General features: G+C 71.4%; 23 protein-coding genes and 1 pseudogene. 16 read left to right on the top strand and 8 right to left on the bottom strand.

What is annotated here, in order from left to right; translation table 11 throughout:
• Nucleotides 1–254, top strand: a 254-nt coding sequence (locus Q0W60_RS15090) for a VOC family protein (protein WP_297696904.1), incomplete at its 5' end; no start/stop codon positions are given.
• Nucleotides 255–374: 120 nt separating this feature from the next.
• On the opposite strand, the gene Q0W60_RS15085 is transcribed toward Q0W60_RS15090, so the two are convergent.
• Nucleotides 375–1,604: a hypothetical protein gene (locus Q0W60_RS15085; RefSeq protein WP_297696903.1), complete on the bottom strand. Its 1,230-nt coding sequence runs from the start codon at nt 1,602–1,604 to the stop codon at nt 375–377.
• Nucleotides 1,605–1,867: 263 nt separating this feature from the next.
• Here Q0W60_RS15085 and Q0W60_RS15080 point away from each other — a divergent pair, with 263 nt between their 5' ends.
• Complete coding sequence (locus Q0W60_RS15080) at nt 1,868–3,403, top strand: hypothetical protein (protein ID WP_297696902.1); 1,536 nt, start codon at nt 1,868–1,870, stop codon at nt 3,401–3,403.
• Between the two features lie 118 nt (nt 3,404–3,521).
• Here the strand turns inward: Q0W60_RS15080 and Q0W60_RS15075 are convergent, their stop codons facing one another.
• Nucleotides 3,522–4,319: an enoyl-CoA hydratase/isomerase family protein gene (locus Q0W60_RS15075; protein ID WP_297696901.1), complete on the bottom strand. Its 798-nt coding sequence runs from the start codon at nt 4,317–4,319 to the stop codon at nt 3,522–3,524.
• Between the two features lie 176 nt (nt 4,320–4,495).
• On the opposite strand from Q0W60_RS15075, the gene Q0W60_RS15070 reads away from it, so the two are divergent.
• Nucleotides 4,496–5,632 carry a DSD1 family PLP-dependent enzyme gene (locus Q0W60_RS15070; protein ID WP_297696900.1) on the top strand — a complete coding sequence of 379 codons (1,137 nt, stop codon included), beginning with the start codon at nt 4,496–4,498 and terminating at the stop codon, nt 5,630–5,632.
• 7 nt (nt 5,633–5,639) lie between these two features.
• Here Q0W60_RS15070 and Q0W60_RS15065 read toward each other — a convergent pair whose 3' ends face one another.
• On the bottom strand, nt 5,640–6,782 hold the full coding sequence (locus Q0W60_RS15065; protein WP_297696899.1) for a PLP-dependent aspartate aminotransferase family protein: 1,143 nt from the start codon (nt 6,780–6,782) through the stop codon (nt 5,640–5,642).
• A gap of 155 nt (nt 6,783–6,937) precedes the next feature.
• Here Q0W60_RS15065 and Q0W60_RS15060 point away from each other — a divergent pair, with 155 nt between their 5' ends.
• Genes Q0W60_RS15060 through Q0W60_RS15045 form a run of 4 tightly spaced genes read left to right on the top strand, consistent with a single transcriptional unit; the run spans nt 6,938 to nt 10,600 of the window.
• Nucleotides 6,938–7,696 carry a methyltransferase domain-containing protein gene (locus Q0W60_RS15060; RefSeq protein WP_297696898.1) on the top strand — a complete coding sequence of 253 codons (759 nt, stop codon included), beginning with the start codon at nt 6,938–6,940 and terminating at the stop codon, nt 7,694–7,696.
• Between the two features lie 2 nt (nt 7,697–7,698).
• Nucleotides 7,699–8,034: a hypothetical protein gene (locus Q0W60_RS15055; protein ID WP_297696897.1), complete on the top strand. Its 336-nt coding sequence runs from the start codon at nt 7,699–7,701 to the stop codon at nt 8,032–8,034.
• Between the two features lie 3 nt (nt 8,035–8,037).
• Entirely contained in the window at nt 8,038–9,039 is a 1,002-nt protein-coding gene (locus Q0W60_RS15050; RefSeq protein WP_297696896.1) for a glycosyltransferase family 2 protein, read from the top strand.
• Nucleotide 9,040: 1 nt separating this feature from the next.
• Complete coding sequence (locus tag Q0W60_RS15045) at nt 9,041–10,600, top strand: hypothetical protein (RefSeq protein ID WP_297696895.1); 1,560 nt, start codon at nt 9,041–9,043, stop codon at nt 10,598–10,600.
• A gap of 9 nt (nt 10,601–10,609) precedes the next feature.
• Here the strand turns inward: Q0W60_RS15045 and petA are convergent, their stop codons facing one another.
• Complete coding sequence (gene petA, locus Q0W60_RS15040; protein ID WP_297696894.1) at nt 10,610–11,146, bottom strand: ubiquinol-cytochrome c reductase iron-sulfur subunit; 537 nt, start codon at nt 11,144–11,146, stop codon at nt 10,610–10,612.
• A 166-nt stretch (nt 11,147–11,312) separates the two neighbouring features.
• Here petA and Q0W60_RS15035 point away from each other — a divergent pair, with 166 nt between their 5' ends.
• Nucleotides 11,313–11,696: an SgcJ/EcaC family oxidoreductase gene (locus Q0W60_RS15035; protein WP_297696893.1), complete on the top strand. Its 384-nt coding sequence runs from the start codon at nt 11,313–11,315 to the stop codon at nt 11,694–11,696.
• Here Q0W60_RS15035 and Q0W60_RS15030 read toward each other — a convergent pair.
• Entirely contained in the window at nt 11,686–12,114 is a 429-nt protein-coding gene (locus Q0W60_RS15030) for a helix-turn-helix domain-containing protein (protein WP_297696892.1), read from the bottom strand. The two genes, Q0W60_RS15035 and Q0W60_RS15030, sit on opposite strands and share 11 nt — an antisense overlap.
• Before the next feature lie 118 nt (nt 12,115–12,232).
• On the opposite strand from Q0W60_RS15030, the gene Q0W60_RS17420 reads away from it, so the two are divergent.
• From Q0W60_RS17420 to Q0W60_RS15015, 3 genes are all read left to right on the top strand, one after another.
• The gene (locus Q0W60_RS17420; protein ID WP_366075807.1) at nt 12,233–12,502 is read left to right on the top strand and encodes a GDCCVxC domain-containing (seleno)protein; all 270 of its coding nucleotides are present in this window, start codon (nt 12,233–12,235) and stop codon (nt 12,500–12,502) included.
• A 38-nt stretch (nt 12,503–12,540) separates the two neighbouring features.
• Nucleotides 12,541–12,846 (top strand): hypothetical protein, encoded by a 306-nt coding sequence (locus Q0W60_RS15020; protein WP_297696891.1) that lies wholly within the window; start codon nt 12,541–12,543, stop codon nt 12,844–12,846.
• Between the two features lie 431 nt (nt 12,847–13,277).
• Nucleotides 13,278–13,460 (top strand): hypothetical protein, encoded by a 183-nt coding sequence (locus tag Q0W60_RS15015; RefSeq protein ID WP_297696890.1) that lies wholly within the window; start codon nt 13,278–13,280, stop codon nt 13,458–13,460.
• Between the two features lie 106 nt (nt 13,461–13,566).
• Here the strand turns inward: Q0W60_RS15015 and Q0W60_RS15010 are convergent, their stop codons facing one another.
• Together Q0W60_RS15010 and Q0W60_RS15005 are read right to left on the bottom strand one after the other, a co-directional pair.
• Nucleotides 13,567–13,962 (bottom strand): VOC family protein, encoded by a 396-nt coding sequence (locus tag Q0W60_RS15010; RefSeq protein ID WP_297696889.1) that lies wholly within the window; start codon nt 13,960–13,962, stop codon nt 13,567–13,569.
• Between the two features lie 125 nt (nt 13,963–14,087).
• A complete protein-coding gene (locus Q0W60_RS15005) occupies nt 14,088–15,920 on the bottom strand; it encodes an NAD(P)/FAD-dependent oxidoreductase (RefSeq protein ID WP_297696888.1) in 1,833 nt (610 codons plus the stop codon).
• A 116-nt stretch (nt 15,921–16,036) separates the two neighbouring features.
• Between Q0W60_RS15005 and Q0W60_RS15000 the strand changes: the two genes are divergently transcribed.
• Genes Q0W60_RS15000 through Q0W60_RS14990 form a run of 3 tightly spaced genes read left to right on the top strand, consistent with a single transcriptional unit; the run spans nt 16,037 to nt 17,598 of the window.
• Nucleotides 16,037–16,597 carry a hypothetical protein gene (locus Q0W60_RS15000; RefSeq protein ID WP_297696887.1) on the top strand — a complete coding sequence of 187 codons (561 nt, stop codon included), beginning with the start codon at nt 16,037–16,039 and terminating at the stop codon, nt 16,595–16,597.
• Between the two features lie 10 nt (nt 16,598–16,607).
• A complete protein-coding gene (locus Q0W60_RS14995; protein WP_297696886.1) occupies nt 16,608–16,742 on the top strand; it encodes a hypothetical protein in 135 nt (44 codons plus the stop codon).
• Between the two features lie 34 nt (nt 16,743–16,776).
• Nucleotides 16,777–17,598: a CPBP family glutamic-type intramembrane protease gene (locus Q0W60_RS14990; RefSeq protein ID WP_297696885.1), complete on the top strand. Its 822-nt coding sequence runs from the start codon at nt 16,777–16,779 to the stop codon at nt 17,596–17,598.
• Here Q0W60_RS14990 and Q0W60_RS14985 read toward each other — a convergent pair.
• A complete protein-coding gene (locus Q0W60_RS14985; protein ID WP_297696884.1) occupies nt 17,550–18,410 on the bottom strand; it encodes a hypothetical protein in 861 nt (286 codons plus the stop codon). The genes Q0W60_RS14990 and Q0W60_RS14985 overlap by 49 nt on opposite strands.
• A gap of 195 nt (nt 18,411–18,605) precedes the next feature.
• Here Q0W60_RS14985 and Q0W60_RS14980 point away from each other — a divergent pair, with 195 nt between their 5' ends.
• Both Q0W60_RS14980 and Q0W60_RS14975 read left to right on the top strand, forming a co-directional pair.
• Nucleotides 18,606–18,893 carry a hypothetical protein gene (locus tag Q0W60_RS14980; protein WP_297696883.1) on the top strand — a complete coding sequence of 96 codons (288 nt, stop codon included), beginning with the start codon at nt 18,606–18,608 and terminating at the stop codon, nt 18,891–18,893.
• Nucleotides 18,894–18,935: 42 nt separating this feature from the next.
• Nucleotides 18,936–19,184: pseudogene (locus Q0W60_RS14975) on the top strand (SOS response-associated peptidase); the annotation flags it as partial.

Below are 19,184 nucleotides of genomic sequence, written 5' to 3'. Positions count from 1 at the left end.
GCGGCAGGATGAGCTCGGCCGGCCGGCCCATGCCGGACGGGCGCGAGCCTGAGCCCGGCGGCTGGAACCGCTTCCAGTTCATCGTCGAGGAGATCGGGCCGGAAGTGGAGCGGCTGCGCACGCGGGGGGTCAAGTTCCGCAACGAGATCGTCACCGGGCCGGGCGGCTCGCAGATCCTGGCCGAGGACCCCTCGGGCAACGTGGTCGAGGTGTTCCAGCCGGCGCCGATCGCCGACTTCCAGCCGGCGCGCTGAGGCGAGGAGGTCCAGGGTGAAAAGATCGCCGTTCCCGCGGCCACGCCGGCGCTGCTGACAGGCCCAGGCCGCGCGGGCGCCGCCAGCTTGCGCCTTGTCGAGGACGCCGCGCCGGATCGGCTAGGCCGCCGCCTTGGCGAGCTCGGCCACGAAGGCGGCGAACAGCCTGGCCATGGCGGGCTGCTTGTAGGGATAGACGTCGGCCGGATCCATCGCGTGGACGATCATGGCGGTGTCGGCTTCGAACAGCAGCAGCCGCCCGTCCGGGGCTTCGGCGCAGTCGATGGCCCAGTAGTCCAGCGGATAGGCGGCGTTGAGCGCGGCGAAGGCGGCGGCGTGGCGGTGGGCGAAGCCGGCCTCGAAGCCCGCCATGACCGCGGCCTCCTCGGCGCGGTTGGCGGGGTTTTCGGCCATGTCGGCGTTCAGGTAGTGGATCATCCAGCGCGGCGAGACCGCCATGTGGCTGATGAACGGCCGGCCGCCGATGAAGGCGACGCGGTATTTGCGGTAGAGGCCGTCGGGCCCGGCGTAGTCGATGAACCGGGCGACGAAGAAGGCCGTCTCGCTGCGTCCCGCGAGGTAGGCGGCGAGGTCCGCAGGATTTGCCAGGCGCTCCAGGCCGACGCCCGCCTGGCTGCCGATCGGCCGCACGATGACGGGGAACTCGAGCCCCGCGGCGAGGCCGGACAGCGATCCGCCGGCGGCCGCAGCGGCCATCGCCTCGCGGCTCGCGCGGACCGTGGTCGGGGCCAGGATGTGCGCGTGGCCCGCAAACCGCGCCGCCACGCCATCGCGGGTGAGGCCGGCGATCAGCGCCGGGCGGTTGTTGAGCACCGGCGCGGGCCAGGCCTCGAACGCGCCCTGCAGGCGGTGCAGCAGCCCATCGGCCTGCGGGCTCTCGCTGATCCCGATCAGGGCCACGTCGTGCGGCGGCGCGAGCGCCGGATCCGGCGGGCCGTCGACGAACCACCAGACCGGCTCGACCCGGGAGCCCTCCAGCAGGAAGTCGACCGGCGTGTTGGCCATGAGGTCGCCGGCCGCGCAGATCACCAGCAGCCGAAGCTCGGGCGCGCCGCCGGGCGCCGGACGGCGGTACTGGCGGCAGACCTCGAGCGCGGCCGCCTGCAGTTCGAGCCCCTTCTCGCGCTGGCCGGTCGCCAGCAGCAGGGTGGCGATGTCGAACAGGGCGCCGGCGTCGAAGCCGCTCGCCTCGAAGCGGGCGACCAGCTCGCCCCAAACCCGCATCAGGGCCTCGGCGTCGAGCGTCAGGCGGGCGAGCGCGGCGAGGCCCAAGGTCCGGGCGGGCGGCGAACCGGCGGGAGCAACGCTGATGACCGGGGCGGCGAGCAAGGCTGGAGCATTGCGGCGATTCGCGCCGGCGACGATGTCGCGACCGTCACTCGACGGCGCGGGTGTGAAACCTGCGTCGCCCGCTAGGCTGCGGTCGCGGCCAGTCAGTAGCCGGCGCGCCCTCGCAACCTGCGGTAGAATCGCGTGCGTCGCTGCCGCGACTTTACAGGCCGGCCGGAACGATGGCTGATAGCGGGGGGACGACCGTCTTCTAGGGCTGGGCCCTGAGCGGTTCCAAAGTGCGGGTTGGGGTCGGGGCATCGGTGAAGAGCACTTTCAAGTCGCTGGGCGGCGGCGCGCGTCTCGGCGCCGCCCTGATCGCCACCACCGTGGTCATCCTGATCCCGAGCGTCGCGTCGGCGGCCTGGACCCGGGCCGAGAGCGATCGCTTCGTCGTCCATGGCGAGGGCGACCCCCGGGCCATCCGCGACTATGCGGTCAAGCTCACGATCTACGACGAGGTGCTGCGCCTGCTGTTCCCGCCGCCGAAAGGCGTGCCCGCGCCGCAGAAGGTGGACGTCTATCTGGTGCGCGGGCATGAGGGTCTGAGCCGCGTTTGGCCGAGCGTCCCCCAAGCGGTCGGCGGATTCTACGAAGCCCTGCCGAGCGGCATATTCGCCGTGGCCGAAACCGGCGCGGTGGGATTGAAGCCAAATACCGTCCTCTTCCATGAGTACGCGCACCACTTCATGAAGGAGAACTTCCCCGCCGCGTATCCCGCATGGTTCGTGGAGGGCTGGGCGGAGTACGTCAGCACGATCGACATCAAGCCCAGCGGCATCATCGTCGGCGCCGGCGAGGAGGGCCGCGTGGCCTGGCTCAACTACGGCGACTGGACACCCTTGCGCCAATTGCTGACCGACCGGCCCCTGCAGGGCCAGTGGGAAGAGCAGGCGCACTTTTATCCCGAATCCTGGGCGCTCGTTCACTACATGGAGGACACGCCCGAGCGTAGAGCCCAGCTCCATATGGCGCTCCAGGCGATCGCAAGTGGCGCGGACCCCGTTAAAGCGGTGGAGTCGGCGACGGGCCTCTCGATGGCCGATCTGACGCATCGCCTGCAGACCTACGGCACGATGATGGAGCTTCGGGTCAAGACGTCGGCTGTCGATATGGCGCCGAAGGTCGAAGTCTCGACCTTACCCCCGTCGGCGGACGACCTCCTGCTCGACAAGGTCCGCCTCGAGATGCCTCTACCCGTCAAACGTGACGACCGATTCCTGGCTGAGGTCCGGCGGCTGGCGGCGAAGTATCCGGGCGACCGACTTGCCGATCTCGTCCTGGCGAGAGTCGAGTTCGCGTACGGCGATGCGGCCGCCGGTCAGGCGATCGTGGATCGCCGGCTCGCGAGCGACCCGAACGATGCCGACTTTCTTCGGGTCAAGGGGGAAAGCCTGCTCCTCGCGGGGAATCGGGACGAGGCGCACCGCCTCGAAAAGTTCCGCGCCGCTCGGGCGCCCTTGATCAAAGCATACGGGCTCGAGAAGGACGACTTCCGCATCCTCTACGATTACGTGGAGAGCCGCTCCGTCGAGCCGGACTATCCTGATGACAACGATCTGAACGCACTGCTCGCAGCCAACAGCCTGGCGCCCGCCGTTGCGGACATCTCGGTCAGCATCGGTGAGGTGCTGATCCGGAAAGGACGGCGGCCGGAGGCCAACGCGGTGCTCGCCGTTGTCGCCAAAGACCCGCATGGCGGCTCGCTGGGCGTCCGGGCGCGCGCCCTGATCGCCGGCAAGAGCGAGGCGGACGCGAAGAAGGCCGCCGAGCTGGCGGAGAAGTCCCACAAGGACTGAGCCGAGGTCACCCTTCGCCTAACGCCAGCGCCTGTTCGATCTCGCCAATCGCGGCCTCCACTTCGCTGTCCTCGGGCGGCACCCGTCGAGGTCGGCCGAGGCGCCGATCTGCCCCAAGCTATCGCCCCTGGAACGCGGGCTTGCGCTTCTCCAGGAACGCGCGGCGGGCCTCCTGGCCGTCCTCGCTGCGGAACGCGCGGCCGATGTTGGCGACCTCGTAGCGGAGCTGGCTCTCCATCTCGACGGTCTCGGTCGAGCGCACCATGCCGCGCTTCAGGAGCCTGAGCGTGATCGGCGACCAGGCGCAGAGCTCCTGGCAGTAGGCCGCCAGGCGGGCCGCAAAGGCCGCGTCGTCCACGACCTCGCCCGCCATGCCGAGCGCGACCGCCTCGTCGCCCAGCACCGTGCGGTTCTCCATCATGAAGCGCATGGCCTGCTCGTAGCCCATGGCTTGCGGCAGGGTGATGGTGAGGCCCGCGTCGGGCGAGCCGCCGATCCGGGTGTAGCCGGCCATCAGCCGCGCGGAGCGGGCGATCAGCCGCACGTCGGCAGCCATGGCGAGGCCGAGGCCCGCGCCCACCGCCACGCCGTTGATGCCGCCCACCACCGGCTTGTCGCAGCGCTTGCGGATGGCCAGCAGGAACTCGCCCACCCAGCTGATGTCGTCGAGCTGGGCGGCCATCGGGCTCTTCGGATGGTAGGGCTCGGAGCCGGGCGACAGGTCGAGCCCGGCGCAGAAGGCGTCACCCGAGCCGGTGATCGCCACCACCCAGACGTTGTCCTCGCCGGCCGCCGTGTCGACCGCCTCGACGACACTCCAGGCGAGCGCGTTGGACAGCGCGTTCTTCTTCTCCGGCCGGTTCAGCCGGATCGTCCGCACATGGCCCTCGTCGGTGACCTCGACCAGCCTGCTCATCTCGCACCCTCCGTCTGCACATCGCTTTCTAAGCCGTGATGGCCGGGCTTGTCCCGGGCACGCATGAACATTGCTCGAGCCGATTGTCGATGGGCCACCGCCGCGGGTTCTCGCCGAACCCGGAGTCCACGGGTGGCCGGGACAAGTCCGGCCATGGCGGATATGGGGGAGGGATGATGTCGACCCGCCCCCACCTCGAAGCCGCCCGGGCGCTGATCGGCGCGCCGGGCTCGCGGCGGAACATCCCGACGCCCGCGGCGGTGCTCGACCTGGACGCGTTCGACAAGAACCTGGCGCGGATGGCCCTGCGGGCCAAGGCGGCGGGGCTGGCGCTGCGGCCGCACGCGAAGTCCCACAAGTGCAGCTGGATCGCCAAGCGGCAGATCGCGGCGGGCGCGGTCGGCGTCTGCTGCGCCAAGCTGGCCGAGGCCGAGGCGCTGGCGGCGGCCGGGATCGGCGCGATCCACGTCACCTCACCGATCGCGGGCGAGGCGCCGGCCCAGCGCGCGGCCGCGCTGGCCCGGTCGCTCGCCGACTTCCGGATCGTGATCGACCATCCGGACGGGGCGGCGGAGCTGGGCGCGGCGGCGCTCTCGCCGATCCAGGTGCTGATCGACGTCGACGTGGGGACCGGCCGGACCGGCGTCTCCGGGATCGAGCCGGCGCTGGAGGTCGCCCGCACGATCGCCGCCCAGCCGAACCTGAGGCTGATCGGGGTGCAGGGCTACGGCGGCCACTGGCAGCATATGGAGGGCGCCAACGCCCGGGCCTCGGCGACAGCCGGCGGCATGGCCCGGCTCTCGGCGGTGATCTCGGCGCTCCGGAACGCCGGCGCCGAGATCCGGGTGGTGACCGGCGGCGGCACCGGCACCTTCGAGGCCGACGCCGCGCAAGGCGTGCTGAACGAGGTGCAGCCCGGCTCCTACGCGTTCATGGACCGCGAGTACCGCGAGGCGCTGAAGAGCGATCCGGACGGTGAGTTCGAGCAGAGCCTCACCATCGCCGCGACAGTGATCAGCGTGAACCATCCGCGCTGGGTGACGCTGGACGCGGGGCTGAAGGCGTTCTCCACCGACGGGCCGCCGCCGGTTCCGGCGACCGCGAAGTTCGCGGGCTGCGGCTATCGGTTCTTCGGCGACGAGCACGGCCTCTTGATGCGGCCCGACGGCGGGACGGTCGGCCGCGGCGAGCGCGTCGAGCTCGTCCCCGGCCACATCGACCCCACGATGGACCGCTACGACGTGCTGTGGCTGGTCCGCGGCGACGTGCTGGAGGACGTCGTGCCGATCGAGGCCCGCGGCGCGTCGCAGTAGCCGCCGCTCAGTTCCCGAGCGCCTGGTCGAGGTCGGCGATCAGGTCGGCCGGGTCCTCGAGGCCGGTGGAGAGGCGCAGCAGGTCGCCCGGCGTGGTGGTGCCGACCTCGACCGAGGCGCGGTGCTCGATCAGGCTCTCGACCCCGCCCAGCGAGGTGGCCCGCTTCCAGAGCTTGACGCGAGCGGCGACGGCCAGCGCCGCGGCCTCCCCGCCCCTGACCCGCAGGCTCAGCATGCCGCCGAAGCCGCCCCGCATCTGGCGCGCGGCGACCGCGTGCTGCGGGTGGCTGGGCAGCCCCGGATAGAGCACGGCCGCGATCCGCGGATCGGCGGCGAAGCGCTCGGCCACCTGCTGCGCCGAGCGGCAGGCCCGCTCGACGCGCAACGGAAGCGTGCGCATGCCGCGCATCAGCAGCCAGGCCTCGATCGGGCCGAGCACCGCCCCCTGATGGATGCGCAGGAAGCCGATTCGCTCCCAGAGCTCGTCCTCGACCGAGGTCACCAGCGCGCCCGCCAGCACGTCGGAGTGGCCGTTCAGGTACTTGGTGGCCGAGTGCATGACGAGGTCGGCCCCGAGCGCGATCGGATGGGTGATGGTCGCCGCGCCGACGGTGGAATCCACCGCGAGCTTCGCGCCGGCGCGATGGGCGAGCTCGGCGCAGGCGGCGATGTCGGAGACATCCCACATCGGGTTGGAGGGCGTCTCCAGCCACACGAGCCTGGTCTTGCCGGGCTTTAGCGCAGCGGCCACCGCTTCGGTCGCGCTGGCGTCGACGAACTCGACCTGCAGGCCCCACTCCAGCGCATGGACCCGGAGCCACTGCTGCAGGCCGTAGTACATGACCTTCGGCGCGACCACGTGGTCGCCAGGCTTCAGCGCCAGGAACACCGTGCTGGCCGCCGCGAGACCCGAGGCGAACAGCAGCGCGGCCTCCCCGCCTTCCAGCCGGGCGAGCAGCGCCTCCGGCTGGCCGTAGGTCGGATTGTCGATGCGGGTGTAGTTGAAGCCGCCGGTGAGCTCGTAGGCCGCGTCGCGCAGATAGGTCGTCGAGACGTGGATCGGCGGGATCAGCGCCTGCGTCGTCTCGTCGATGCGCCCCAGCCCCTGCGCGGCCAGCGTCGCCGGCGCCCAGCTGTCGATATCGGCCATGCCGCACCCTCCTCGGAGCCTGCGGAAGCCTATAGAGCGGCGCGAGGCGTTGCGGAAATCCCGCGCGCCCGCGCCCCCGCGCGCGGGGGCTTAACCGATCCTCCACGGTTGCGGCTCACAACCGGCCTGACGCGATTCCCGCGCCTGGATCCGCCGTGGCCGCCGACCAGTCCCCGTACGATGCGATCTTCTACGCCTACCAGCGCGAAGGGGCGCTGCGCTCGGCGCGCGCGGTGCTGCCGCTGCTGCACGAGGTCCTGAGGATCGACAGCGTCCTCGACGTCGGCTGCGGCGCCGCGGCCTGGCTCAAGGCCCACCAGGAGGCGGGCGCCGCCGAGGTGCTGGGGATCGACGGCGACTATCTGGACCCTGCCTGCCTGCTGGTCGATCCGGCCGCGTTCCAGGCGCGCGACATCACCCGGCCCCTCGAGCTCGGGCGGCGCTTCGACCTGGTGCAGTGCCTGGAGGTCGCCGAGCACGTGCCGGCCGCCGCCGGCCCGGCGCTGATCGACAATCTCGCCCGGCACGGCGACCACATCCTGTTCTCCGCCGCGGTGCCCGGCCAGGGCGGCAAGGGCCACATCAACGAGCGGCCGCTGGGCTACTGGCGCGACCTGTTCGCGGCGCGCGGATTCCGCACCGTCGACTACCTGCGGCCGCGCCTGGCCGACCGGCCGGAAGTGGAGTGGTGGTACCGCTACAACACCCTGCTCTATGTCCACGAGCGGGCGGCGGGCGCGCTGGCGGAGCCGCTCCGCCGGACGGAGATCGCCGTCGGCGCGGCGATTGCGGATGTCTCGCCGATCCCCATGCGCGCCCGCAAGATGATGCTGCGCGCCCTGCCGCGGGCGGCCGTCTCGCAGCTGGCGGCCATCAAGCACCGGCAGTTCGTCCGGGCGCTGGCGCGGAGCTGACGATGCCGCTCTGGGTGCATGGCCTCCTGCTGCTGAGCAGCCTGTCGGCGGCGGGCGGCCAGCTGATGCTGAAGCAGGGCGCCGCCGGCCGGATCTCGGCGATGGAGTTCGTCAATCCGTGGCTGGCCGGCGGCCTCACCTTCTACATCGCCGGCGCGCTCCTATGGATCCTGGCGCTCTCGAAGGCGCCGCTGACGCTGGTCTATCCCTACACCGCGCTCACCTTCGCCATCGTCTATGTGAGCGGCGCGGCGCTGTTCGGCGAGGCGGTGCCGGTGCGCGCCGTGGCCGGCGTCGGCCTGGTGCTGGGCGGCCTGCTGCTCATCAACCTGCGCTGATCCATGGCTCCCGCCCGCCTCAACCTCGTCGAACCCCGCCCCAGCGCGCCGCCGTTGCGCCGCGCGAAGCCCAAGCGCCTCACCCTGGTCGTGCCCTGCTTCAACGAGGAGGCGGTGCTGCCGGAGACGATCGCGCGGCTGATCGCGCTGCTCGACGAGCTGACCGCCCGGCGGCTGGTCAGCGCCGACAGCGGCGTGACCTTCGTCGACGACGGCTCGCGCGATGCGACCTGGGACATCATCGAGACCGCGCAGGCTGACGAGCCGCGCATCGGCGGCATCCGGCTTTCCGGCAACCGCGGCCACCAGCACGCGCTGCTGGCGGGCCTGCTCAACGCGCCGGGCGAGGTGCTGATCAGCCTGGACGCCGACCTGCAGGACGACCTCGGGGCGATCCCCCGCATGCTGGAGGCGCACGCGCGCGGCGCGGCCATCGTCTATGGCGTCCGCTCGCGCCGCCGGCACGACACCGTCTTCAAGCGGCAGACCGCCAGGGCCTACTACTGGCTGCTGCGGCGGCTGGGCGTCGACGTGGTCGCCGACCACGCCGACTTCCGGCTGATGAGCCGCCAGGCCGTGGACGCCCTGAGCGGCTTCACCGAGGTGAACCTGTTCCTGCGCGGGATCGTGCCGCTGCTCGGGTTCCCCAGCGAGATCGTCACCTACGAGCGCAACGCCCGGTTCGCGGGCGAGACCAAGTATCCGCTGTCGAAGATGATCGCGCTGGCCGCCAACGGGGTCTTCTCGTTCTCCACCGTGCCGCTGCAGTGGATCACGATCTTCGGCTTCGTCGTGGCGCTGGGCTCGGTCGGCGCAGGCTTCTGGGCGCTGGGGGTCCGGCTGTTCACCGCGCGCGCCCTCCCCGGCTGGGCCTCGACCGTGATCCCCATGTACTTCCTGGGCAGCGTGCAGCTGCTCGCGATCGGAATCATCGGCGGCTACGTCTCGCGGATCTACGCCGAGACCAAGCGGCGGCCCCGGTTCATCATCGAAAAGTCGATCTGAGGTGTCGTCGCTCGAGGCCGCGCTCGAACCGAGGTCGCTGCGGGCGCGGGCGGCCAAGCGCGCCACCCTCGCGCTGCTCGGCCTGTTCATCCTAGGGGTCGCTGCGATCTGGGCGGCGCCGCGCCCGCGGATGATCGACCTGCCGCAGCACGCCGGCCAGATCGCCCTGCTGCACGACCTCATCCTCGGCCGTTCGCCCTGGGCCGGCGAGATCCGCATCAACCTCGCCACGCCCTACCTGATCGGCTACGGCCTGGCGCTGCCGCTGTCGTTCCTGATGCCGGCCGGGGCGGCGCTGAAGACGGTGCTCACCGCCGCCTACGCGGGCTTCATCGCCGCCTGCCTCGGCATCCGCCGCGAGCTCGGCGCCTCGCCGAAGCTCGACGCCTACTACGCCTTCAGCTTCTTCGGCTTCGCCTACGGCTGGGGGATGTTCACCTTCCTGGTCGCCGCGCCGGTGGGGCTCGCCTTCATCTGGCTCTGCATCCGCTATGCGCGAGGCGGCCGCGGCCTGCGGCAAGGGCTCGGCGTGGCGGCGCTGGGCCTGGCGCTGCTGCTCTCGCACGGCCTGGTCTTCCTGTTCGCCGGGGGCCTCGGGGGGCTCATCCTGCTGGTGCGCGCGACGAGCCTGCGCGGCCTCGTGGTTCGCTCGTGGCCGTTCTGGCTCCTGCTCGCCGCCTGCGCGGCGATCGCGGTGCTGACCCGCGAGCGGGAGACGGCGTTGACCCCGGCCTTCGCGAGCCAGGTCCACTTCGGGGCGTTCGGGCTGCACCTGCGCTCGATCGTCGGCAACGCCTTCGATGCGCCCGCCCGACGCTGGCCGATCGCCTTCTTCGCGATCTTCGCCGGCCTGCCGCTGCTGGGCGGATTCCGGCCGGACTGGCGGGCGCGCGAGGCGGTGGTGATCCTGGCCGCCACCCTCGCGGCGCTGGCGTTCGCGCCGCATTACGCCTGGTCGACGTCCATGCTGTTCGAGCGGTTCGCGATCTTCCTGCCGCCGGCCTACGCCTGGGTGCTGCGCGAGCGCCCGCCGGCCGCCGGCAGCCTCGCTGTCCGCCTGCAGCCGCACGTGGCGCTCGTGGCGGGCCTGGCCTGCGCGGCGGTGCTCGCCCAGCATGCTCGCCTGGCGCTGGCGTTCGGCCGCGAGCAGCGCAGCTTCGAGACCGTGCTGTCGGCTGCGGCGCCGGGCGAGCGGGCGCTGGCGCTGATCTTCGACGCCGCGAGCGAGGTCGACGACGACGACGAAGCCTACCTGCACCATGCGCTCTGGTACCAGGCCGACCGCCACGGCTTCGTGGACTTCAACTTCGCCGCCTTCCATCCGCAGATCGCCCGCTTCCGGCCGGGGCGCATTCCGCCGGCGGGCGAGCGGCTGGCGATGAATCCGCAGCAGTTCGACTGGCGGGCGAACGGCGGCGACCGCTACCGCTACATATTCGTCCGCAGCGACGGCCCGCCGCCCGCCCGCGCCTTGGCGGGCGCGCCCTGCCCGCCGGCCCTCGTCGCCGCGGCCGGCAAGTGGCGGCTGTACGAGCGGCGGGCCTCGTGCGCTGCGCCGTGAGACGCTCGCTCAGCCGAGCCTGACCTTGCCGCCGGGCAGGAAGGCATAGTCCGGAAGATGCAGGTTCTTCGGGGCCGGGCCCTTCCGGATGCGCCCGGAGGTGTCGTAGACCGAGCCGTGGCAGGGACAGAACCAGCCGCCGTACTCGCCCTGGCCGAAGGTGGGCACGCAGCCCAGGTGGGTGCAGACGCCGATCACGATGAGCCACTCGGCCATGCCGGGCTTATGACGGCTCTCGTCGGTGGCCGGATCGCGCAGGTCGGCGTGGTCGCCGGCGATGGCCTCCGCGATCTCCTTGGGCGTGCGGTGGCGGATGAACACCGGCTTGCTCCGCCACTTGACCACGATCTGCTGGCCCATGACGACCTTGTCGTAGTCGGTCTCGATCTGGGCCAGCGCGAGGGAATCGGCGGCGGGGTTCATCTGGTCGATGAACGGCCAGCCGATGGCGACAACCGCCCCGGCGGCCGCCGTGCCGGTCACGATGTAGAGGAAGTCCCGTTTGGTCGGCTCGCCCGATTGGGCGGCGGCAGGCGTGTCGGTCACTGGCGTCTCCGGCCCACTCCAGCAGACGATCAACCCGCGAGCGCCCGGCCGGGGTCCGAAAAAACGATCGTGATACGATATGCGCTGGCGAGCACGCCCGAAGTGGCGGGCGACGCCTGCGTCTGGTCTTATCGGCCTCGCGCGAGGAGCTTGCAGCGAGGCGATCATGACCGACGACGAACGGGCGATCCGGCAGGTGGTCGCGACCTGGATGGCCGCCAGCCGCAGCGGCGACGGCGCGACCGTGCTGTCGCTGATGACCGAGGACGCGATCTTCATGGTCCCCGGCCGCGAGCCGTTCGGCCGCGAGGTCTTCGAGGCGGCGGCCGCTGCGCCGAACGCCATGCGGATGGAGGGGACCAACGAGATCGTCGAGATCCAGGTGCTCGGAGACTGGGCCTTCAGCCGCAATCGCATCGAGCTGACCGCCACGCCGCCCGGCGGCGAGCCGGTGCGGCGCCATGGCTACACGCTGACGCTCTATCGCAAGGGAGCGGACGGCCGCTGGCGGCTGGCGCGCGACGCGAACCTGTTGACCGTCAAGAGCTAACCGCCGTCAGTTCAGCGGCACGTTTCGCGTAGAGCGCCTCGATCAGCGGGCACCCCGGATCATCCCCCGCGTCGCAGGCGCGCACGGAGGCGACCAGCGCCTTTTCCATGCGCTTGAGATCGGCGATCCGCGCGCGGACATCCTTCAGATGCCCCGCTGCGAGGTTCCGCACTTCCGCGCACGCCGCCTGGCCGCCGGCGGCCAGGCCGAGGAGCGCGCGCACCTCGTCGAGAGTGAAGCCCAGCTCACGCGCCCGCCGCACGAACCCCAGCCGGCCGACATCCTCGCCGTCATAGCTGCGATAGCGCCCGCGCCGCGCCGGCGCGGGCAGCAGTCCGATTCGCTCGTAATAGCGGATCGTCTCGATGTTGCAGCCGGTTCGGCGGGACAGCTCGCCGATCGGGATCGCCTGAACCATGTGAGGACGCCTCGCCAAATTGAGGGCTTGAGTCTGTAGCGGCTACAGATGGCATTCTGCTCCGCAGGAGACCAGGAGACCACCGGTGAGCGCCGCCGAACGATCGCGAGGACAACCCATCCAGACCCGATCGACCCTGACCTGTCCGCACTGCGGGCATCGGGCGACCGAAACCATGCCGAGCGACGCCTGCCAGTATTTCTACGACTGCAGAGGTTGCGGCGCGGTCCTTCGGCCGAAGCCCGGCGACTGCTGCGTCTTCTGCTCATACGGCGATATGCCCTGCCCGCCGACCCAGACCGTCAGCCGGGCCAGAAGGAGGTGTCCGTCATGCCATCCCGCGACCGATCGGACCCACGCTCAGCCGACTTCCTCCGAAATCCGCTGAGCGCCCTCTTCTGGTGGGGCCTGCCGTTGGCCGTTGGCTTGACGGCGGAATTTCTGCCGCTCGCGGCGTCGGGCAAGATCCTCCTGTGGGCCATCGCGCTGGCCTGGATGGGCGTGGGCTGCGCGCGCAACGCCTGGCGATGCCACAGGCTGCACTGCATCCTGGCCACGCCCGTGCTGTTCCTGGGAGGCGCAGCAACCGCCCTTGTCGCGCTCGGCTGGACGTCGTTTGGGCCGCAGGCCGCGAGCTATGTCATCAACGGCAGCCTCGGCCTTGCTCTCCTGGCCTTCCTGGCGGAGCCGATCTGGGGCCAGTACCGGACGCGCCGGGCAAATCCTTTGTGATTCGGTAAGTTAATTAAGGATATCCCTGTTCGCGCGCTCGTTCTTCGGACCCGCAGGTCACATATAGGTCACATCGGGGCACAGTTCGCGCGCTCCAATGCCGGATCCCTGGGGCGTTGCAAGCTATCCAAATATGCGCTGCGGCGGCGCAATCTACAGCCCAGCCAAGCGAAGACGACTAGGCAATAAAATCAGCAGCGCCGGCAAGGGCGGTCCCGAGGAAGGCAAGGCAGCCTCCCACGTATGCAGTATGGAAGTCGCCAACGGCGTAAGCCTTCAGGTCTCTCCTGAGATCCTCATGCTTTGATCACAATGCCCCAAGTTGCTCCTCAAATTGACGGCGCAGCTCCCTCAGGCGCCGCCATGCGCCCGCGGGGCTGGAGGTCCGCTACAGGCGCGATCGTTGGGAAGATCTCGACGGCAGGGGAACCATGGCCGGGCGCGCGATCGATCACGGCGTGGCTCTTGGAGAACGGGACTCGCAGCTGACCGCCACGCCGCCCGGCGGCGAGCCGGTGCGGCGCCATGGCTACACGCTGACGCTCTATCGCAAGGGAGCGGACGGCCGCTGGCGGCTGGCGCGCGACGCGAACCTGTTGACCGTGCAGAGCTAGCGATCGTTCGCGCGCGTCGCGTCTGAATGGACGAACCGTCCACGAGCGATCCCGCCGCCCACACCACCATGCCTGCCCTTCCTCGATCGAGGAGGAAGGGGGCGGATCACCCCTGGACGAGCTGGGTGAGGACGCCGCCGGTCATCGAGGGGTGGATGAAGACCTGGCCGCGGACGGGATTGCCGGGGCCGGGGTCGCCGACCAGGCGGATGCCCCCGTCGCGGAGCGTCGCCAGCGTCTTGTCGAGGTCGTCGACCTGCATGGCGACCAGGTGGACGCCCTCGCCGCGCTCCTCCAGGCGCTTGGCGATCGGGCCCTCGTCGCCCAGGTTCGAGACCAGCTCGATGAAGCTCTCCGGAAAGCGGAAGAAGGCCATCTTCATGCCGGCGGCCGGCGCCTCGCGCCGCTCGCTGACGGCTGCGCCGTAGATCGTCTCGTAGCGGCTGACCGCGGCGTCGAGATCCTTCACCGCGATCACCACGTGATCGACACCCTTGAACATCGCCGGACCCTCACCTGACCAGGGCCGCAAGAGCTAGCAGCCGGGCAGAGGAGCGACAACGCCGTTCCGCCACCCCCTCCTGCGGCCCTACCGACACAGCGCGGCGAAGCGCGCCTGCAACTGCGTCAGGCGAGCGCGATGCCCGGCAGGTCGCCGGCCGCGCGCCAGGCGCGCAGCTTCTCGAAGAAGGCGATCGAGCCGGCGCCGTACATGTCGGAGAAGAAGCCCTGGCGGTTTCCGGCCGCGCCCTCCGAATTGTAGTAGCCGGGGGTGCATTCGGCGTAGAACCGCTGGCCCATGCGCGCCAGGCTGCGGACCTCGGCGACGTAGTCGGCCTCCGCCTCCGCGGTGGGCTCGACCACCTGGGCGCCGCGGGCCCTGGCTCCGGTGACGATGTGGGTGACGTGCTCGGCCTGCTCGTAGAGCGCCATCGGCACGCTGACCGTCACCGCGGTCTGGGTGAAGCCCAGGAAGAAGCAGTTCGGGAAGCCGTGGCTGGTCAGGCCGTGCAGGGTGCGAAGCCCGTCGGCCCAGTGCTCGGAGAGGCTCTGGCCGCCGCGGCCCACGATGTCGTAGCCCGCTCGCCGGGTATAGGAGGTGCCGACCTCGAAGCCGGTGGCGAAGATCAGGCAATCGACCTCGTACTCGACGCCGTTGGCGACCACGCCGGTCGCGGTGAGCCGCTCGACGCCCGTGCCGTTGGTGTCCACCAGGTGGACGTTTTCCCGGTTGAACGTCTGCAGGTACTCGTCGTGGAAGCACGGCCGCTTGCAGAACTGGCGGTACCAGGGCTTGAGCTTGGCGGCGGTCTCCGGGTCCTTGACGAGCTGATCCACCCGCGCGCGGACCTGGTTCATCTTCCTGTAGTCGGCCAGCGCCATGAGCTCGCCGCGCTCCTCGCTGGTCAGGCGCCGGCCGAGCTTCCGCGCGGCGGCCTTGGCGGCCGTGCCGGTGAGGTTGCGGAAGATGTCGGTCCAGCCGTCGGAGACCAGGTCCTCGTCCTGATCCCCGCCGGAGACCAGGATGTTGAAGTTCTCCATGCGCCGGCGCTGCCAGCCGGGGGTGAGCGTCTTGACCCATTCGGGATCTGTGGGCGCGTTGTTGCGCACGTCGACGGACGAGGGCGTCCGCTGGAAGACGTAGAGCTGTTTCGCCCACTCGCCGAGGTGCGGCACGCACTGGATGGCGGTCGCGCCGGTGCCGATGATGCCCACCCGCTTGTCGGAGAGGCCGCTCAGCCCACCCTCCGACGAGCCGCCGGTGTAGCGGTAGTCCCAGCGGCTGGTGTGGAAGGTGTGACCCTGGAAGTCGTTGATGCCCGGGATGCCCGGCAGCTTCGGGCGGCTGAGCGGGCCGTTGGCCATGGCCACGTACTGGGCGCGGAAGCGGTCGCCGCGGTCGGTCTCGACGATCCAGCGGGCGGCGGCCTCGTCCCAGACGAGGCCGGTGATCTTGGTCTGCAGGAGCGCGTCGTCGTAGAGCCGGTAGTGGGTCGCGATCCGCCGGCTGTGCTCGAGGATCTCCGGCGCGAAGGAATACTTGTGCCTCGGGATGTAGTTCAGCTCCTCGAGCAGCGGCAGGTAGACGTAGGATTCCACGTCGCACATCGCGCCCGGATAGCGGTTCCAGTACCAGGTGCCGCCGAAGTCGCCGCCGGCCTCGACCATGCGGATCTTCCGGAAGCCCGCCTCGCGGAGGCGTGCGCCCATCAGGAGGCCGCCGAACCCGCCGCCGATGATCGCGAACTCCACCTCGTCCGTGACCGGCTCGCGGGTGAACCCCGGCTCGACGTAGGGGTCCTCGACGAAGTGCGAGAACTCGGCCGTCACCTCGACGTATTGCGAGATGCCGTCGGGGCGCAGGCGCTTGTCGCGCTCGGCCAGATACTTCTCGTGCAGGGCGTCGGGATCGAAATCGATCTCGCCCACGATCTCGGCGATCTCAGGTCGGATGGTCATGGCGCATCCCGTGTTGGGCGGCAGGGATTTGGCGCGGATGACGCGGCGGGCGTCAAGCGATTGACGAAGGCGGCCCGGCGGGTGTGGCATGCGGCCGGACGATCAAGGAGGCGCAGATGACCACGCGCGCTATGCTCTGGCTGACGGTTGCGGTGGCGGCATCGAGCCTGGCGGGCGCCGCGCTCGCCCGTGGCGGGGGCCCTGGGGGCGGCGGCGGCGGCGCCGGCGGCTTCGGCCCGCCGGGCGGCGGCGGCGGCCACGCCGGCGGCGTGTTCGGCGGCGGCGGCGGCGGCTTCGGTCACATCAACAACGCCCCGAGCATCGGCATGCGGAGCTCGACCTCGACGCTGGACCGCAACAGTCATCTCGACGGCGCGCTCTCTAACGCGCTCGCCAAGAGTGGGGTCACGGTGCCCGGCGGCGACCTGAAGTCGGCCTGCGCCGGCTTCCGCAATCTCGGCGGCTGCGTGGCGGCCCTGCACGTGGCGCAGAACCTCAACCTGCCGGGCGGGTTCGACGCCCTCAAGGCGCGCATGACCGGCGGCAACGCGGTGAGCCTCGGACAGGCGATCCAGGCGCTGCTGCCCAGCGCCGACGCCCGCGGCGAGGAGCGGAAGGCGAACCGGCAGGCCGACGCCGACCTGCGGCACGCCGACGACGAGGTCGCCGGCGACTGAGGCGAGCGCGATGAGCGAGCCCCTGCCGCCCGAACCGGTCGAGCCGCCGATCCCGCCGGAGCTGCCGCACTCGCCCGAGCCGCCGGACATCCCGCTCTCGCCCTTCCGCGACGAGCCGCCGGTCAGCCCCGATCAGGCGGCGTGACGGCGCTTTCGTGCCGATCGGCCAGGCTCGGCGCATGACGCGATTCTGGGCCGAGTTCGCCGTGCTCTACGGCGCGGCGCTGGCAGGGGCGCTGGGGCTGGCGCCCTACCTGCTGCGGCTGTCCGCGCAGGCGAGCGGCGCGCGCAAGCCGCGGTTCAGCGGACCGCAGCTGGCGCTGGTGGGCTGGCTGCAGACCGCCGTCTTGTTCGCACCGGTCGTGGGCGTGGGGCTCGTCGCGGCGCATGCGGTCGGGCGCGGCGCGCCGTACGTCGAGGCGGCGCTCGGCGGGTTCGCCGCCTGCCCGCTGGTCGGCCCCATGCTGCGGATGGCGATCAGCGTGGGCGTGGTGTCGGGCGCAGCGCTGACCGGACTGGACTTCCTGCTGCTGCCCTGGCTGCCGGCGCAGATCCGCGAGCTCGCCCGGCGCACCTCGCTCACCGAGAACTTCGCGGCCTCGTTCTACGGCGGGATCGACGAAGAGCTCCTGACGCGGCTGCTCGGCGTCTCGGGCGCGGCCTGGCTCCTCGCGCGGGTCTGGCCGAACGCGGCCGGCGCGCCGACCGCCGCCGACGCCTGGGCCGCGATCCTGCTCATGGCGCTGCTGTTCGGGCTCGGCCACCTGCCGGCGGCCAAGGCGGTGGTCGGCCGGATCACGCCGCTCATCCTGGGGCGCAGCCTGGTGCTGAACGGGGTCGTGGGCCTGGCCTGCGGCTGGCTGTTCTGGACCTATGGGATCGAGGCCGCGATCCTCGCCCACTTCACCGCCGACATCGTCTACCACGTGGGCGGGACCGTGCTTCTGCGGCTCTACGAGCGGCGCTGGCCGCCGGCGGCCGGTCCCGAGGCGGCGGCCTGAGCCTTGCCGTTGATGGTCTCGGCCAGCATCAGCCGCGGCGTGGCCCGCGCGTTCGGCGCGGCGGCATGCACGATCCCCGGATGCATGAGGATGACGTCGCCGGGCGCGCCGGTCATCTCGCCGCCCTGCAGGGGAACGCCGCGACACGCGCCCGAGGCGGCCATGAAGCGTCGGAGCCGGTCGTCCGGCTCGCCGGGCGCGCAGAGCTCGGCCATCCACGGCGACCGGGCCCTCAGCTCGCCCAGCACGGCGGCGGAGCGGATCCAGGCGCGGCTGGACGCCTCAGCCATCACCTGCATCGTCGCGCGGTGCGAGCCCGCCACATAGAGCGTGCCGCCGCCGCCGGGCTCGGCGGGCGCGAGGAAGGTGAAGACGCGCACGTGGTCCGGCCAGGGGTCGAGCACGACGCCGGGCAGGATGTCGAGGTGCCAGGACTGGTGCGGCACGATCCACGCGGCGGCGTTCGGGAAGGTGACGAGCGGCAGGCCGGGATGGGCGGGCGGCGTCCAGCCGCGGCCGGCGAAGACGCCGTCGAGGACGCCGGCGAGACCGTCGCTGAGCAGCGGCGCGAAGGCGCCGGCGCGGCGCAGCTCGCGGAACTGGAAGGCCCCGCCCCTCGGCCAGGTGTCCGGGCGGCCGCGAAGCGCGCCGCAGCGGGCGGCGAGGTCCGCCCACAGGCGCTCGGCCATGGCGTCGACCGCGCGCGGCGGGACGAGGCCCGGCAGGCGCACCACGCCGTCTTCGAGGAACTGGCCGCGCTGCTCGCGGGTGAGGCCTGGCCCAGGCGCGGGCCGGTTCGAACGGGTCGGCATCGATCTGATGTCCCAGGCGCAAGGCGCCGCGCCCGCGGTCTGTGCGGGCCCTCAGGTGTTTCAGCGGCGAGGTCGCCGCGGCCCGGGACGGATCAGTGCATGAGCGCTCCCATTGATCGGCGCAGGCTAGCACGAAGCGCCTGAGCCGTCGCGCTCGCGCCTCAGGGGAGACGCCGTGCGCGAGGGGGCGCCGGCGTGGTAGCCGTCGCAGCCATGAAGGCGCGCCTCCTGGTCATCGTCGCGGCGCTGGGCCTCTCCGCCTGCGGCGAGGCCTATTACGCCTACGACTACGATCCCTACGGCGGCCCGCAGGGGCGTTACGCGAACCCGTTCGGGCCGCATCCGCACGCCCAGGCGCCGGTCTGCCGCCGCTGGGTGATGGGCGGCCCCTACGAGGACGGCTACCGCGGCCCCTACTACACGGGTCCCTATTGCGCCGATGCGGCGCAGGCGGGCTGGGTCGCGCCGCCGGCCGTCCCCTGAGATGGTTGCCGCGGCCGGGCGCGCGTCTAAGCTGCCGTTCGCATGTGCAACGAATACCGCTTCAAGCAGTCGCTGGATAAGATCGCCGAGGAGTTCAGCCAGATCCGGCTGCCGATCCATTGGCTGGGCGGGGCGCCGAACCTGGAGCCGCGGGATTCCATCCGCCCGACCGATCCGGCGCCGGTGATCCTGGGGACCGCGGACGGCGCGGAGCTGAAGCAGCTGCGCTGGGGCTTCGCCCAGCCCGGCCGGCCGCCGGTGATCAACTTCCGCTCGGAGGGGCGCAGGTTC

Source organism: Phenylobacterium sp. (assembly GCF_025934275.1).
Taxonomy (GTDB): Bacteria; Pseudomonadota; Alphaproteobacteria; order Caulobacterales; family Caulobacteraceae; genus Phenylobacterium.
The sequence above is the reverse complement of the archived record's forward strand: the minus strand, read 5'-3'. Positions and strand labels throughout refer to the sequence as shown.